Source organism: Herminiimonas sp. (assembly GCF_030645555.1).
Classification (GTDB): Bacteria; Pseudomonadota; Gammaproteobacteria; order Burkholderiales; family Burkholderiaceae_D; genus Oxalicibacterium.
Window position 1 is genome coordinate 1 of record NZ_JAUSME010000073.1, and the last position, 14,044, is coordinate 14,044.

The 14,044-nt window shown below is 58.8% G+C and carries 14 protein-coding genes and 1 pseudogene; 7 read left to right on the forward strand and 8 right to left on the reverse strand.

Annotated features, from left to right (window positions below):
• Together Q7T06_RS02985 and Q7T06_RS02990 are read right to left on the reverse strand one after the other, a co-directional pair.
• Window positions 1-291: pseudogene (locus tag Q7T06_RS02985) on the reverse strand (formate dehydrogenase); the annotation flags it as partial.
• Window positions 288-767, reverse strand: a complete 480-nt coding sequence (locus tag Q7T06_RS02990) for a formate dehydrogenase subunit gamma (RefSeq protein WP_304779903.1) — start codon at window positions 765-767, stop codon at window positions 288-290. The gene Q7T06_RS02990 and the pseudogene Q7T06_RS02985, both read right to left, overlap by 4 nt.
• A 234-nt stretch (window positions 768-1,001) precedes the next feature.
• Here Q7T06_RS02990 and Q7T06_RS02995 point away from each other — a divergent pair, with 234 nt between their 5' ends.
• On the forward strand, window positions 1,002-2,087 hold the full coding sequence (locus Q7T06_RS02995; RefSeq protein WP_304779906.1) for a substrate-binding domain-containing protein: 1,086 nt from the start codon (window positions 1,002-1,004) through the stop codon (window positions 2,085-2,087).
• A gap of 11 nt (window positions 2,088-2,098) precedes the next feature.
• Here the strand turns inward: Q7T06_RS02995 and modC are convergent, their stop codons facing one another.
• The 5 genes from modC to Q7T06_RS03020 all read right to left on the reverse strand — a co-directional run bounded on the left by modC (window position 2,099) and on the right by Q7T06_RS03020 (window position 5,861).
• Window positions 2,099-3,187, reverse strand: a complete 1,089-nt coding sequence (gene modC / locus Q7T06_RS03000; RefSeq protein ID WP_304779909.1) for a molybdenum ABC transporter ATP-binding protein — start codon at window positions 3,185-3,187, stop codon at window positions 2,099-2,101.
• The gene (gene modB, locus Q7T06_RS03005) at window positions 3,184-3,858 is read right to left on the reverse strand and encodes a molybdate ABC transporter permease subunit (RefSeq protein WP_304779912.1); all 675 of its coding nucleotides are present in this window, start codon (window positions 3,856-3,858) and stop codon (window positions 3,184-3,186) included. Before modB ends, modC begins: the two co-directional genes overlap by 4 nt.
• A 23-nt stretch (window positions 3,859-3,881) precedes the next feature.
• Entirely contained in the window at window positions 3,882-4,637 is a 756-nt protein-coding gene (modA, locus tag Q7T06_RS03010) for a molybdate ABC transporter substrate-binding protein (RefSeq protein ID WP_304779915.1), read from the reverse strand.
• 29 nt (window positions 4,638-4,666) lie between these two features.
• Window positions 4,667-5,461 carry a TOBE domain-containing protein gene (locus Q7T06_RS03015; RefSeq protein ID WP_304779918.1) on the reverse strand — a complete coding sequence of 265 codons (795 nt, stop codon included), beginning with the start codon at window positions 5,459-5,461 and terminating at the stop codon, window positions 4,667-4,669.
• Window positions 5,462-5,663: 202 nt separating this feature from the next.
• Window positions 5,664-5,861 carry a hypothetical protein gene (locus Q7T06_RS03020; protein ID WP_304779923.1) on the reverse strand — a complete coding sequence of 66 codons (198 nt, stop codon included), beginning with the start codon at window positions 5,859-5,861 and terminating at the stop codon, window positions 5,664-5,666.
• A gap of 347 nt (window positions 5,862-6,208) precedes the next feature.
• On the opposite strand from Q7T06_RS03020, the gene Q7T06_RS03025 reads away from it, so the two are divergent.
• The 4 genes from Q7T06_RS03025 (at window position 6,209) to Q7T06_RS03040 (ending at window position 11,430) form a co-directional block, all read left to right on the forward strand.
• Entirely contained in the window at window positions 6,209-7,618 is a 1,410-nt protein-coding gene (locus tag Q7T06_RS03025) for an OFA family MFS transporter (protein ID WP_304779926.1), read from the forward strand.
• Window positions 7,619-7,654: 36 nt separating this feature from the next.
• The gene (locus tag Q7T06_RS03030; RefSeq protein ID WP_304779929.1) at window positions 7,655-7,786 is read left to right on the forward strand and encodes an oxalate:formate antiporter; all 132 of its coding nucleotides are present in this window, start codon (window positions 7,655-7,657) and stop codon (window positions 7,784-7,786) included.
• A 201-nt stretch (window positions 7,787-7,987) separates the two neighbouring features.
• The gene (locus Q7T06_RS03035) at window positions 7,988-9,382 is read left to right on the forward strand and encodes a sigma-54 dependent transcriptional regulator (RefSeq protein WP_304779932.1); all 1,395 of its coding nucleotides are present in this window, start codon (window positions 7,988-7,990) and stop codon (window positions 9,380-9,382) included.
• Window positions 9,361-11,430: a cache domain-containing protein gene (locus tag Q7T06_RS03040; protein WP_304779935.1), complete on the forward strand. Its 2,070-nt coding sequence runs from the start codon at window positions 9,361-9,363 to the stop codon at window positions 11,428-11,430. Before Q7T06_RS03035 ends, Q7T06_RS03040 begins: the two co-directional genes overlap by 22 nt.
• Before the next feature lie 90 nt (window positions 11,431-11,520).
• Here the strand turns inward: Q7T06_RS03040 and Q7T06_RS03045 are convergent, their stop codons facing one another.
• Complete coding sequence (locus Q7T06_RS03045; RefSeq protein WP_304779940.1) at window positions 11,521-11,838, reverse strand: hypothetical protein; 318 nt, start codon at window positions 11,836-11,838, stop codon at window positions 11,521-11,523.
• Between the two features lie 268 nt (window positions 11,839-12,106).
• Here Q7T06_RS03045 and Q7T06_RS03050 point away from each other — a divergent pair, with 268 nt between their 5' ends.
• Together Q7T06_RS03050 and Q7T06_RS03055 are read left to right on the forward strand one after the other, a co-directional pair.
• Window positions 12,107-13,120, forward strand: a complete 1,014-nt coding sequence (locus Q7T06_RS03050; protein ID WP_304779943.1) for an LLM class flavin-dependent oxidoreductase — start codon at window positions 12,107-12,109, stop codon at window positions 13,118-13,120.
• Between the two features lie 24 nt (window positions 13,121-13,144).
• Window positions 13,145-14,008, forward strand: a complete 864-nt coding sequence (locus tag Q7T06_RS03055) for an acyl-CoA thioesterase II (RefSeq protein WP_304779948.1) — start codon at window positions 13,145-13,147, stop codon at window positions 14,006-14,008.
• The last annotated feature ends 36 nt before the right edge of the window (window positions 14,009-14,044 follow it).

The window sequence follows — 14,044 nt, forward strand, 5'->3', positions numbered from 1 at the left end:
GGTCAAGCCGAGCGACTTGGCATGCTTGCCGCCGGCGGTGAAGTTGGCGTCGAACAAAGCGGCGACTTCATGCTCTTCTATCGGGCCGAAAGCGATACGGCCGGCATCGGTCGCCACTTCAACCAGCGGCTCCAGCCAGAACATGCCGCGCGAACCGTTGCGCACCAGTTTGATGGCTATGCCGCGCGCTTTTGCTTCGCGTGCGATGGCGGCAGCGGTTTCGTTGGCGCCGAGGGCGATCGCGGTCGAGTCGCGCGGGACAAAAATGGTTACTGTTTTAACTGCAGTCATTGCACACCCCGTTTCGCCTGGATCAGGCGGTTGAATTTTTCCCTGGAGACGCGCGCGTGCAAATCGTCGTCGATCTGGATCGCGGGGCCGCTGGCGCACTGGCCGAGGCAGTAAACAACTTCCAGCGAGAAGGTGCCGTCATCGGTGATTTCATGGAAATCGCAACCGAGCAATTCTTTTGCGTGATCGACCAGGGATTCGCAGCCGCGCGCCTGGCAGGCTTCGGCGCGGCAGATTTGCACGACGTGTTTGCCGGCTGGATGCTGGCGGAAGAAATGATAGTATGTGATCACCCCATGCACCTCGGCGCGCGAGACATTCAGCGCATCGGCGATGTCGGGCACGACGCTGGGTGGAATGTAACCAATCGCATTTTGTATCTCATGCAAAATAGGCAGCATGGCGCCGGGCATGGCTTTACGTTGGGCGATGATGGATACAACCGCCGCCATATCGAAAGTGTTTTCAGCGCTCATGAAGAGACTCCTGTGAACGACGTCGATGCCCTATGCCGCGAGGTCGTGAAATCGAAAGAAACCATACTGCTTCCTTGTTAAATTTATCTTGTATATATGTTTTTGATAGCATATAGTTTGCAGGCGAACCTTTGCAATATGTGGAAGGTAGCACTAGGAAAGACAGGCTTCAATAGGCTATCTTTTGCATACCCATAAAATTGACGCGGATGCCTTATAGGCTTTTTTTGACATATGTTTAAAGTCGTCATCAACCCTCATTGGGAAATCACACACAGCGCGGATACGCCGCTGGATACGGCCGTTTTACTCAGCTTGCTGATGTCTATCCAGAAAACCGGCTCCATCTCCAAGGCGGCGCGCCTGGTCGATTTGTCCTACCGTTATTCTTGGGGTTTGTTGCGCGAAGCGGAAAAGCTGTTTGGCACCGCTTTGCTCAATACCGATCGCGGCCGCGGTACGACCCTGACGCCGCTGGCGGAAAAGCTGATCTGGGCCGACCGGCGTATCCGTGCGCGCCTGTCGCCTACGCTGGAAAGCCTGGCTTCGGAGCTGGAAACCGAAATTGGCAAAACCATAGTCGGCAAGACCAAGCCGATACGGCTCGATGCCAGCCATGGTTTTGCGGTCGATGCCTTGCTGCACCAATTGACGGAAGCGGATTTACCGGTTGATTTGCGCTACCGCAACAGTACCGATGCGGTGGCGGCCCTGTCGCGCAACGAGTGCGATCTGGCGGGCTTTCACGTACCGCTGGGAGAGTTCGAGAAAAAGGCGGTCGAGCGCTATACGCAATGGCTCAATCCGCGCGAACATTGTTTGATCCATCTGGCGGTGCGCACCCAGGGCTTGTTCGTGGCGCCGGGCAATCCGAAAAAAATCCAGACCCTGCAGGATCTGACGCGCCCCGGCGTGCGTTTCGTCAATCGCCAGGTCGGCTCCGGTACGCGCATGTTGCTGGAATTGATGCTGGCGGGCGCCAATGTTTCGCCGTTCGATATAGAAGGTTATCAAAGCAACGAGTTCACCCATTCGGCGGTGGCGGCTTATATTGCGAGCGGGATGGCGGATGTGGGTGTGGGCGTGCAAACGGCGGCGCAGCGCTTTGGTCTGGACTTCATCCCGCTGATACGCGAGCGTTATTTCCTGGCCTTGCCGCTGGCGATCATGGAAGATCCGCTGATACAACTGGTGATCGAAGTCGTCCAGTCCGGTTATTTCCGCAAGGTCATCAACGGCCTGGCTGGTTACGATTCCACCGATACCGGAAAAATTCTGCTGCTGTCGGAAGCTTTCGGCCAGGTCAAGACCGCGATTTGATCGCGGGCAGGTTATTTCAGTATCGCTATTCCCTTGATCTGCGCATAGACCGGCTTGCCGGGCGCCAGATCCAGCGCCACGCAAGACTTGCTGGTAATGCGCGCCAGCAGCCGCGTGCCATTGGCATCCAGACCGACCATCACCTGACCGACTGCATCGGCGGATAATTCCGTCACCGTTGCCGCCACCGTATTCAATATGCTGCTGTCGCGTTGCGGCGCCAGACTCAAGCTGACGTCGCGCGCCTGTATGCGTATGCGCACCTGCCGTCCTATGCTGGCGCTTTGCTGCGGCAGCAAGAGCTGGCCGCCGGGAAAGACCACCGAGGTCAAATGGTAGTCGGGATCATGCGCACTGATGGTCGCCGTTACCAGGGCACTGGCAGCGTCGCCGTGCGCCACATCGAGGTCCAGCCGCGTCAGCAAATCATCGCTCGTGCCGCTGGCGAGCACTTTGCCTTCATCAAGCAGCACCAGATGATCGGCCAGCCGCGTGACTTCATCGGCCGCATGGCTGACGTACAGCACCGGTATCTCGAGTTCGTCATGCAGCCGTTCCAGATACGGCATGATTTCCGCCTTGCGCCTTGCATCTAGCGCCGCCAGCGGTTCATCCATCAACAATATGCGCGGGCTGGTCGCCAGCGCGCGGGCGATGGCGACGCGCTGTCGTTCGCCGCCCGACAGTTTGTCCGGCTTGCGCTGCAGCAGATGGCCGATGTCGAGCAAGGCGATCGCCTGGTCCAGCGCAACATGGCGCTCGGCTGCCGCGATGCGGCGCATCCCATATTCCAGATTGCGCTGCACATCCAGATGCGCAAACAGGCTGGCTTCCTGAAAGACATAACCCAGAGTGCGTTTGTGCACAGGCAGGAAGATGCCTTTCGCATCGTCTTGCCACAGGTCGCCATTGATGAGCAGATAGGTGTCGGTCGCACGTTCCAGGCCGGCGATGACGCGCAGGCAAGTAGTCTTGCCCGAGCCCGAGGGGCCGAAGAATGCGGTGATGCCGTGACCCGGCAGAGTCAGGTCGACATCGAGCGAGAAAGCAGCGTAGCCGAGCTTGAAGCGTATTTGCAGTTGATCGATGCAGTATTTCATCTGCGCCGTCCGGTCGGGTTCAATGTATACAGCGCGATCAGCACCAGCAGCGAAAACGCCACCATGCCGGCGGCCAGCCAGTGCGCCTGCGCATATTCGAGCGCTTCCACATGGTCGTAGATCTGGACCGAGATCAGGCGCGTCTCGTTCGGGATATTCCCGCCTATCATCAACACCACGCCGAACTCGCCTACCGTATGCGCAAAGCCCATCACGATTGCGGTCAGGTAGCCGGGTTTTGCCAGCGGCAGCACAACGCTGAAAAAAGCATCCAGCGGCGAGGCGCGCAGGGTCGCCGCGACTTCGAGCGGGCGCTCGCCTATGGCTTCAAATGCATTCTGTATCGGTTGTACGACAAACGGCATCGAGTAAAAAACCGAGCCTACGACCAGCCCGGCAAAGCTGAACGGTAGCGTGCCCAGGCCGAGGGCTTGCGTGAGTTGACCGAGCGGTCCGTTCGGCCCCAGCGTGACCAATAGATAAAAGCCGATGACGGTAGGCGGCAGCACGATGGGTAATGCCACCAGCGCGCCTACCGGACCCTTCAGCCAGGAGCGCGTACGCGCCAGCCACCATGCGAGCGGCGTGCCTATGACGAGCAAGATGATGGTGGTGAGGCTCGCAAGTTTCAGCGTCAGGATGACTGCGCCGAGGTTGGGGTCGTTCAGCAATCTGCGCCTTTGCTAGATGGTGGTTACAGCGCGTAGCCGTAGGAGCGGATCAGCGCTTTTGCCGGCTCCGATTTCAGGTAGTCGAGCAAGGCAGCGGCCGCCTTGTTGTCTTTGCCTTTGCTCAGGATGACCGCATCCTGGCGGATAGGACTGTGCAGGTTGGCCGGAACGATCCAGCCGGAGCCGGACTTGATCTTGCCAGCTTCATAGACTTGCGACAAGGCGACGAAGCCGAGTTCCGCATTGCCGGTGGAAATGAAGCTGAAGGTCTGGCCTATGCTGTCACCCTGCACGAATTTCGCTTGCAGCGCGTCATGCACGCCTAGTTTTTTCATGGCCTCTTCCGCTGCCAGGCCATAAGGCGCCAGCTTCGGATTGGCCAGCGCCAGATGCGCAAAAGCCATCTTCTTCAACACCTCACCTCTGGCATCGACAAAGTCAGGCTTGGCCGACCACAGCACCAGTTTGCCGATGGCATACGTGAAGCGGGAACCGGCGACGGTGCCGCTTTCTTTTTCCAGCCTGGCAGGCGTTTCATCATCGGCCGCCAGGAAGACGTCGAACGGTGCGCCATTGACGATCTGCGCATAAAACTTGCCGGTCGCGCCGAAAGTCGCCACGACTTTATGGCCGCTCGCCTTTTCAAAATCAGTCGCGATGGCTTTCATCGGCGCAGTAAAGTTGGCAGCGACGGCGACCTGGACTTCTTCAGCAAAGGCAGATGCGGACAAGCCCAGCGACAGCAAACCGGCGATAAAAGCGCAAGAGATTTTTTTCATGGTGTTGGAATAGGCAGGTTGAAAAAGCGTCAGGCAGGCACGGCCAGGATGATGTGCGAAGCCTTGATCAGTGCAGCAGCGCGTACGCCTTCTTTGAGGCCGAGCACCTTGACGCTTTCATTCGTAATGATGGAAGCGACGGTCTTGCCGCCCGGCAGTTCGATCACCACTTCGGCATTGACCGCGCCTTCCTGGCAGCGCACCACGGTGCCGCGCAGGCAATTGCGGGCGCTGGTCTTGATGTTTTCATCCACCGCCAGAATGATCCATTGCGCCTTGATCAGTGCATAGGCTTCACTGCCGATTTCCAGCCCCAGATGTTCGGCGCTGTCATTCGTGATGATGGCGGCCAGTTCTTCGCCATTGCCTATATCGAGTATCACTTCCGCATTCACCGCGCCCAGTGTGACGGCTTTTACAGTGCCGAGAAACTGGTTGCGCGCACTGGTTTGCATATCGAATCTCCTAGTCATCCGGTAGTACTGGTCGAAGTCGTTCATCGAGCGACCGATGGCGGCGGGGGCGCTGGCCCATTCCTGTTCCAGGCGGCGATAGGTGGCGACCAGGCGGCGTCCATATTCGGTCAGGCAAGTGCCGCCGCCCGTGCTGCCGCCCGGCTGTCGCACGAGCAGAGGTTCATGCGACAGGTTGTTGATGGCTTCCACGGCTTGCCATGCAGCCTTGTAACTCATGCCCATCGCCGTGGCTGCAGCCGAGATCGAGCCGGAGGCATCAATGCGTTCCAGCAGTTCCAGGTGATCCCAGCGCTTGCCGCGCGGCTTGGATAAACCTTCGAGCTTGATCGGTGTGGCAGGCTTGTTCACGAAAAATCCATCCTGTTAAAACGGCAGTCGCCGCTAATTTTTCTTATTGTAATCGTTATGTCGTTAAAAGTAATAACGATTTTCCGTGCGATGCCGGAACCCGCCGCGAACTTCCGGGTTCCAATGGCAAACAGGCCATCGAAGCGGCAATTCGATGGCCTGTCTGCATCTTTCAATTGGTCTTTTGATTCAAGGCCGCTCTTCAGGCCAGCGCTTCCTTCGCCGCTTCTTCCGGCGTCAAGCCATCGTAGAACTGGTCGGTGAACCATTCGATCTGCTCTTCTATATGATCCTGCGCCTCGGCCATGGTCGCGCCGCCGGCCACCAGAAAGCCTTCCACTTCTATGCACCAGTTGATCAGCGCCAGCGTTTCCGGATCCAGTTCTTCTTTCTTAGCCATGATCTTGCCTTTTCATTTATTCAGTGATGGCGACAGTTTCCCATGAGAGCCGGCCCAGGGGAAGCGCGATTATCGGCCGGTCGCCTGAAGCCGGCACAAGGCCGGCAGGCTTGAGCCAGCCCGTGGTCAAATTGTCGCGGCACAGGGTCAAATTGTCGCTGTGCGCATTTCGCGTATTTGAAGATAGCCATATGAATCAAGGACTTGATGCCTGATTATGTGCTGGCATGTGGATTGCCTATAGATCGCCGCTGGTGAAAAAATTTCGCCATGGTTGATGCATCACGCATCGCTAAAAAAACATCGCAGCACATGAATGCTGTGAACAAGATCAAAGGAGATTTCACATGTTTGAATTTTTCGCGAAAGACAGAAGTGTCGCCGCTCCCGGCTTCAACCGGTGGATGGTGCCGCCGGCCGCACTGGCGGTTCATCTGTGCATCGGACAGGCGTATGCATTCAGCGTCTTCAATGGCCCGCTTTCCAAGGCCATAGGCATAGACAGTCCGGCACCGGACGACTGGAAGCTCACCACGCTGGGCTGGATCTTCAGCCTGGCCATCGTTTTCCTCGGCCTGGCAGCTGCCTTCGGCGGCAAATGGCTGGAAAAAGTCGGGCCGCGCCTGACGATGTTCGCGGCAGCCTGCTGTTTCGGCGGCGGCTTTCTCATTTCCGCGATCGGCGTTTCGCTGCATCAGATATGGCTGGTGTATCTGGGCTATGGCGTCATCGGCGGGATAGGCCTGGGACTCGGTTATGTGTCGCCAGTGTCTACGCTGATCAAATGGTTTCCGGATCGGCGCGGCATGGCGACGGGCATGGCGATCATGGGCTTCGGCGGCGGCGCGATGATAGGCGCACCGTTATCGGTTTTGCTGATGGATCATTTCAAGACCGCAAGCTCGGTCGGCGTGGTGGAAACCTTTGTCGTCATGGGCGTGCTGTACTTCATCTCGATGATGATAGGCGCGCTGACGATACGCATCCCGGCACCGGACTGGAAACCAGCCGGCTGGACACCGCCTGTGGTCGAGAACAAGATGATCACCCGGCAGCACGTGCATATCGATCAGGCGATGAAGACACCGCAGTTCTACCTGCTGTGGCTGGTACTGTGCCTCAACGTCACCGCCGGCATAGGCGTGCTTGGACAGGCATCGGTGATGATCCAGGAAACCTTCAAGGGTACGGTTTCGGTTGCCGCAGCTGCCGGTTTTGTCGGCTTGCTGAGTCTGTTCAATATGGGCGGACGCTTCCTGTGGTCGTCGGCATCGGACTATCTCGGCCGCAAGACTACCTATTTCGTTTTCTTCCTGTTCGGCGCCGTGCTTTACGCTGCGGTTCCATACGCCGGCCATAGCGGCAGCGTGGCCTTGTTTGTCGGCTTGTACGCGATCATCGTCAGCATGTACGGCGGCGGCTTCTCCACTATCCCGGTCTACCTGGCCGATCTGTTCGGCACCAAATTTGTCGGCGGCATACATGGCCGTTTGCTGACTGCGTGGTCGGCCGCCGGCGTATTCGGGCCGGTGCTGGTCAACTATATCCGTCAATACCAGATTGACCAGGGCGTGCCCAAGGGCCAGGCCTATGAAGTGACGATGTACATCATGGCGGGTCTGCTGGTGGTCGGCTTCATTTGCAACCTGCTCGTCAAGCCGGTCCATGCAAAACACTATATGCGCGACGAGGCGGCACACCCGCCAGTCGCACCGTCCGTAACATCGACCAGCACGATGCAGCCTGCTGCCGCGTAATGCGCGTATTACGAATTCGCTAAAAGGATAATATTCATGAGCACACATCAAGCACAGGCCCAGCCGTCCAACCCTGCCATCCTCGTCCTGTTCTGGGCGTATGTCGCGATTCCGCTGGCATGGGGGGTCTGGTCTACCCTGCAAAAGTCGCTGGCCCTGTTCCATTAAGAGCCTTTGTAGCCGGCAATAAAAGCGAGGCGCCTGTCGGCCCTCGCTTTTTTCAATCTGAATCTCACGCTTCAAAACCGCGCCAGTCTGCATGCGCGCATGCCGGCACTGCAAACAGCTAGCCCATAAGCAGGATGGACAAATACGGGTGTATAAGAAAGAATCGCTCATTCCCCCGTGGCTATCCGCATAGAATTCAACATGACTGCAGCAACCCCCAGCAATACTGAAACAGATGAACCGTTTGTCGAGGCCTTCGGCGGCTGGCAGGAGCGTTCTATCCTGATCGTCGATGACGAGCCCGGCATGCGCAGTTTCTTGCAGCGCACGCTGGTCGGCCGTTGCAGCCGGGTGGAAGCAGTCGAATCGGTGGAAGCGGCCAGCGTCTTGCTGGGCCAGAGTCATTTCGATTTGATCATTCTCGACAATTCCCTGCCCGGCAAATGCGGCGTCGACTGGCTGCAGGAAATCCGTGAACTGGGTTTGCACAATGACGTGGTCTTGATCACTGCCTTTGCCGACCTGGAAACCGCGATCCGCGCATTGCGCGCCGGCGCTGCCGATTTTCTGCTCAAGCCGTTTCGCGTCAACCAGATACTGAGCGCGATCGGGCGCTGCTTCGATCGCACCCATTTGCGCCGCGAGAATTTCGTCCTGCGCCGCGAGCTGGATTATCACGTCGATCTGGGCGTCGATGGCCTGGTCGGCAATTCCGTCGCGCTGCAACCGATACGCGCCGCGATCAAGCGCCTGGCGAGCGTGCCGAGTACCGTGCTGATCACCGGCGAATCCGGCACCGGCAAGGAAATCGCTGCGCGCGCGATGCATTATCTGAGCAGCCGCTCCGCCAACCATTTCGTGCCCATCAATTGCGGTGCAGTGGCGCCCGATATCATCGAGAGCGAATTGTTCGGCCATGTCAAAGGCGCCTTCAGCGGCGCCGCATCGTCGCGCGAGGGTTTGTTTTTCTATGCGCAGGGCGGCACGCTGTTCCTCGACGAGGTCGCGGAATTGCCGCTGGCCATGCAGGTCAAATTGCTGCGCGTGCTGGAAGAGAAAAAAATCCGTCCGGTCGGCGCCGAGCGCGAAATCCCGGTCGATGTGCGCGTCATTGCCGCCACCAACCGCAATGTCGAGGAAGCGGTGCGCGAAGGCCGCTTTCGGCAAGACCTGTACTACCGCCTGAACGTGGTGCAACTCCACATGCCGCCGCTGCGCGAGCGTGCGGATGACATTCCGGCGCTGGCGGCTTATTTCGTGCGGCAATTGTCGCAGCAGCTAGGCGTGCCGGGCCAGCAGCCCGACAGCGCCTTGCTGGCATCCATGGCGTCCTATTCGTGGCCGGGCAATGTGCGCGAGCTGCGCAATCTGATCGAGCGCTGGCTGATACTCGGCAGCATCCCCGATGTCGCATCCGGCACCATGCATGCCGGCACTGCGGACGACGGCGATGGCGACACCTCGCTGGAAGCCGTAGAGAAGCGGCACATACTGAAAATCCTGGCGGAAGCCGGCGCCAACAAGACAGAAGCCGCGCGCCGCCTGGGCATTTCGCGCAAGACCCTGGAGCGCAAATGCGCCGAGTGGGGCGTATAGGATTGTCTGCCCTGCGCCGCTTTTTCCAGCACATGTTTGCGCTGCGCTTCCTGGCCAATACTTCGGTCCGGACCCGCTTGCTGCTGGTCGCGCTGGTGCCCTTCCTCACCGTATTGCCGATACTCTTTTCGCTGATTTCGTACTGGGGCGTAGCGTATTACGATCGCCTGCTTACCTTCAAGGTCAGCAGCGACCTGACGGTGGCGCACGAATATTTCATCCACGTCAGGGAAAAGATAGGTCTCGATGTTGCCAGCCTGGGCGATTCGCATCCGCTGGTCACGACTGTCAGGGAAGGCGATCGCGCCCGCCTGCAATTGATGCTGACGGAAAAGCACAAGACGCTCGGGCTGGATTTCCTGAACTTCCTCGATGCCGGCGGCCATGTGCAAGTATCGTCGAACGGCAAACAGGCGGCGCTGGCGATCGATAACGCCGGCTGGCCGGTAGTCCGCAGTTCGCTGGAGGGAGCCAAGGCGACGGCGATCGATATTTATACGGAAGCGCAATTAAGGCAGATCAACGATAGCGTGGCCCAGCAGGCTTATCTGGAATTGCTCAACACGCCGAACGCAACGCCGACTAAAAAAACTGCTGAAAAAAGCGGCATGATGATTCACTCGGCAACGCCGGTGTTCGACACCGACGGCAAGTTGCTGGGCGTGCTGGAAGGCGGCATGCTGCTGAACCAGAACCTCGGCTTTGTCGATACCATCAACAGCCTGGTCTATGCCGACGGCTCGCTGCCGGAAGGCAGTGCCGGCACGGCGACGCTGTTCATCGATGATGTACGCATCGCCACCAATGTGCGCCTGTTCGGCAACAAGCGCGCACTGGGTACGCGTGCTTCGCAAATCGTGCGCAATCATGTGCTCAATGACGGCAAGACCTGGCTGGATCGCGCCTTCGTCGTGCATGACTGGTATATCTCGGCCTATGAACCGATCACCGACAGCTTCGGCAAGCGGGTCGGCATGCTGTATGTCGGTTATCTGGAAGCGCCCTTCCGGCGCGCCAAGGAAGCCGCGATTGCCTTGCTGGCCACGCTCTTCATCCTGATCTGCATAGGTGGCGTGTATTTCTCGCTGCGCGTGGCGCGCGATATCTACGGCCCGCTGACCAGCATGAACCGCACGATGACTGCCGTCGAGCAGGGCGATATGCATGCGCGCACCGGCGGCACGCAGACGCGCGACGAGCTGGGCAGCCTGTCGCATCACCTGGATGAATTGCTCGATACCGTGCAAAAGCAGAATGAGGAACTCAAGGCCTGGGGCGATCAGCTTGATCGCAAGGTGGTTGAGCGCACGATAGAACTGGAAAAAACCAACAAGCTGCTCGTCAAGGCGCAACAGCAACTGGTGCTGGCCGAGAAGCTGGCGGCGATAGGCGAAATCACGGCCGGCGTGGCGCATGAAATCAACAATCCGGTCGCGGTATTGCAGGGCAACCTGGATGTGCTGCGCGATACGCTGGGTGCCGCAGCCAAACCGGTGCAGGGTGAATTGCAATTGATGGACCAGCAGATACACCGGATCAATACCATCGTCACCAAGCTGCTGCAGTTCGCCAGCCCGGGTGAATTCGCCGGCTATGTGGAAACCATCGCGGTCGATGAAGTGGTGGCCGATACGCTGGTGCTGGTGCGTCACCTGCTCAACCAGAGCCGCATCGAGGTCGTGCATCAGCAGCATGCCACGCTGGCGGTGCAAATCAACCGCGGCGAGCTGCAGCAGGTATTGATCAACCTGTGCACGAATGCGATACATGCGATGAAGGATGGCGGCCGCCTGACGATAGAGAGCCGGGACTGGGCCGATGAGGCTGGCGCACGCGGCGTCACGATCAGCGTTGCCGATACCGGCGCCGGCATCAGGAAAAAGGATCTGGCGCGCGTCTTCGATGCGTTTTTCACCACCAAGCGGCAAGGCGGCACCGGACTCGGCCTGTCTATCAGCTACACGCTGGTGGCCCGTTACGGCGGCACCATCACGGTAAAAAGCGAAGAAGGGGTGGGCACGGAATTCACGGTGCGCTTGCTGGCGTGAACCTGCCTGCCGGCTGGTGGCCTATATTTTGCTGCAGCAAAAACAAAACCCGCCGGACCTCAGGCGGGTTTTGTTTTTTAAGTGCGGAGCTTACTTTTTTTCGCCAGTCGGATTGGCGGTCGAGTGATTGTTGACCTGGCCGGGCAAAGGCATCGCAGTAGATTCCTGCTCGTTGCTTAATTGCCTGGATGTGGCTTGCGAGGGGCCGCTGGCATTGCCGCTGTCAGGAGTGGTGCCGGCTTGTGCTGCCGGCAGTTTTGCATCCGACGGCGGCAGCGTGCTTGCGGGCGCGGCGACTGAGCCGGTAGCGCCACCGAGTGTAGGGGTAGGCGGGGTGTCAACCTTATTGCAGCCAATTAACAGTGTCGCGAGCAAAGTGGAAACAAGGATAGCGCGGGTAAAAAACATATCGACCTCCTGTGGTAAAGATTGCGTCGTTCGATTGTAGTGAGCGTAACGCTAAATGGTAAGACTTATTTGCCGTATATGGCAGACAAAAGATGCGGAATGCGGTTTTTGAAAAATTTACATGAAGCTTGCCTGCATATTTTGTAATAAATATGTTGATGCACAGTCGAATCCATAAGCATGAGCGCAACGATAAGGCCGCAGCGGCGCCCGGCTGGAATTGCCGATACACGGTATGCTGTCTGTCTTGCCTGACCGATAGCCGCTGATGAAATCCCTGAAAAACACACCCTTATCCGTACTTGATTTATCGCCGATACTGGTGGGCGGAACGCCTGCCGATGCCTTCCATCGTTCGCTTGATCTGGCGCAGCATGCAGAGCAGCTGGGCTACACGCGTTACTGGCTGGCCGAGCATCACAGCATGCCCGGCATTGCCAGCGCGGCGACTTCGGTGGTGATCGGCTATGTGGCCGGCGGCACCAGGACGATACGCGTAGGTTCCGGCGGCATCATGCTGCCCAATCATGCACCGCTGGTGATCGCCGAACAATTCGGCACGCTGGCTTCGCTGTATCCGGGCCGCATCGATCTCGGCCTCGGACGCGCGCCCGGGTCCAACCAGGCGACCGCGCGTGCGTTGCGGCGCGAATTGGTAAATGGCGGCAGCGACGACGGCAGCGAATTTCCGCGGCAGCTGCAAGAGTTGCGCGCATTCCTGCAGCCGGCCGGCAGTCACGCGCAGGTGCAGGCGATACCGGGTCAGGGCCTGGATATTCCAGTCTGGCTGCTGGGCTCGAGCAGCTATAGCGCGCAACTGGCTGGCCAGCTCGGCTTGCCGTTTGCATTTGCCGGCCAGTTCTCACCCGATTACATGCTGACTGCGCTGGAGCTGTATCGCCAGACCTTCCGCCCATCGGCAGCGCTGGCTGCGCCGTATGCGATGGTGGGCGTCAACATCTTTGCCGCCGACAGCGATGCAGAAGCGCAGCGCCTGGCCACGTCGCAGCAGCAAATGCATCTGGGCCTGGTGCGCGGCACGCCGGGCAAATTGCCGCCGCCGGTAGCGGACATGGATGATGCATGGCTGCCGCACGAGCGCACTGCAGTCGAGTCGATGCTGCGCGCTTCCATCATAGGCAGTGCCGCCACCGTCAGCGAGAAACTGCAAGCCTTTCTGCAAGCCACGCAAGCCGATGAAATCATCATCAATACGATGATCTTCGACCATGCGGCGCGCGTGCGTTCGTATGAAATCGTGGCCGCTGTCTGGCAAGCCTGAGCCCTTTTACAAGTGACGGATCCGATGCTGGATAAAACGTTGTACAACACCGAAGAAATTGTCCGTCTGCTGGCGCCGCAGCAAGTCAGCGCGGACCAGTTTGTCGGGCAAAGTCATTTCATGGGCAGCCCGAATGTGTTCGGCGGACAGGCGCTCGCGCAGTCGCTGTATGCCGCCGGCCTCACGGTGCCGGAGCGCCGCCCGCATTCGATGCATGCGATGTTCCTGCTGCCGGGCAATCATCAGCTGCCGATAGACTACGACGTCGAACGCGTGCGCGATGGCGGCACCTTCAGCACGCGCCGCGTGGTCGCCTCGCAGGAGGGACGCCGCATCTTCGTGATGTCGGCCTCGTTCCAGATTGCTGAAACAGGCTTGTCGCATCAAAAGCCGGCGCCGGAGATGCTCGATCCCGAAACGCTGCCATCGAGTTTGAAAATATGGCAGCAGCAGGGCAGCGCCGCCGGCCTGCCCTTTTATCCTGTGCCGGTGGATTTCCGCAGCAATCCCACGGACAATATCTTCGGCGGCCAGCCGGGTTCGGCGACGCGGCAAATGTGGGCGCGCGCACCTATGCAGCTGGCCGATGAACCGCTGCTCCATGAAAGCCTGTTTGCCTATGTATCGGATTACGGTTTGTTGTGGACGGCGCTGCAACCGCACGGTATAGGCATCACTGATCCGCGCCTGCAGCTTGCCAGCCTCGATCACACGATCTGGTTTCACCGGCCGCTGCGCATGGATGACTGGTTGCTGTTTACTATGGAAAGCCCGAATGCCTCGGGTGGTCGCGGGCTGAGTTTTGCGCATGTCTACAATCAGCACGGCGTATTGCTGGCGACAGTGGCGCAGGAAGCCTTGATTCGTTTGCGGGACAGGAAAAATTGAAAAAATCGTATAGCCGTTTCGCCTGCTTCAATCTGA

Bases quoted from the DNA above. Each gene is read 5' to 3' on its own strand.
- Q7T06_RS02990 (WP_304779903.1), bottom strand. From the start codon at position 767: ATGAGCGCTGAAAACACTTTCGATATGGCGGCGGTTGTATCCATCATC.
- Q7T06_RS02995 (WP_304779906.1), top strand. From the start codon at position 1,002: ATGTTTAAAGTCGTCATCAACCCTCATTGGGAAATCACACACAGCGCG.
- modC (WP_304779909.1), bottom strand. From the start codon at position 3,187: ATGAAATACTGCATCGATCAACTGCAAATACGCTTCAAGCTCGGCTAC.
- modA (WP_304779915.1), bottom strand. From the start codon at position 4,637: ATGAAAAAAATCTCTTGCGCTTTTATCGCCGGTTTGCTGTCGCTGGGC.
- Q7T06_RS03020 (WP_304779923.1), bottom strand. From the start codon at position 5,861: ATGGCTAAGAAAGAAGAACTGGATCCGGAAACGCTGGCGCTGATCAAC.
- Q7T06_RS03025 (WP_304779926.1), top strand. From the start codon at position 6,209: ATGTTTGAATTTTTCGCGAAAGACAGAAGTGTCGCCGCTCCCGGCTTC.
- Q7T06_RS03030 (WP_304779929.1), top strand. From the start codon at position 7,655: ATGAGCACACATCAAGCACAGGCCCAGCCGTCCAACCCTGCCATCCTC.
- Q7T06_RS03035 (WP_304779932.1), top strand. From the start codon at position 7,988: ATGACTGCAGCAACCCCCAGCAATACTGAAACAGATGAACCGTTTGTC.
- Q7T06_RS03040 (WP_304779935.1), top strand. From the start codon at position 9,361: ATGCGCCGAGTGGGGCGTATAGGATTGTCTGCCCTGCGCCGCTTTTTC.
- Q7T06_RS03045 (WP_304779940.1), bottom strand. From the start codon at position 11,838: ATGTTTTTTACCCGCGCTATCCTTGTTTCCACTTTGCTCGCGACACTG.
- Q7T06_RS03050 (WP_304779943.1), top strand. From the start codon at position 12,107: ATGAAATCCCTGAAAAACACACCCTTATCCGTACTTGATTTATCGCCG.
- Q7T06_RS03055 (WP_304779948.1), top strand. From the start codon at position 13,145: ATGCTGGATAAAACGTTGTACAACACCGAAGAAATTGTCCGTCTGCTG.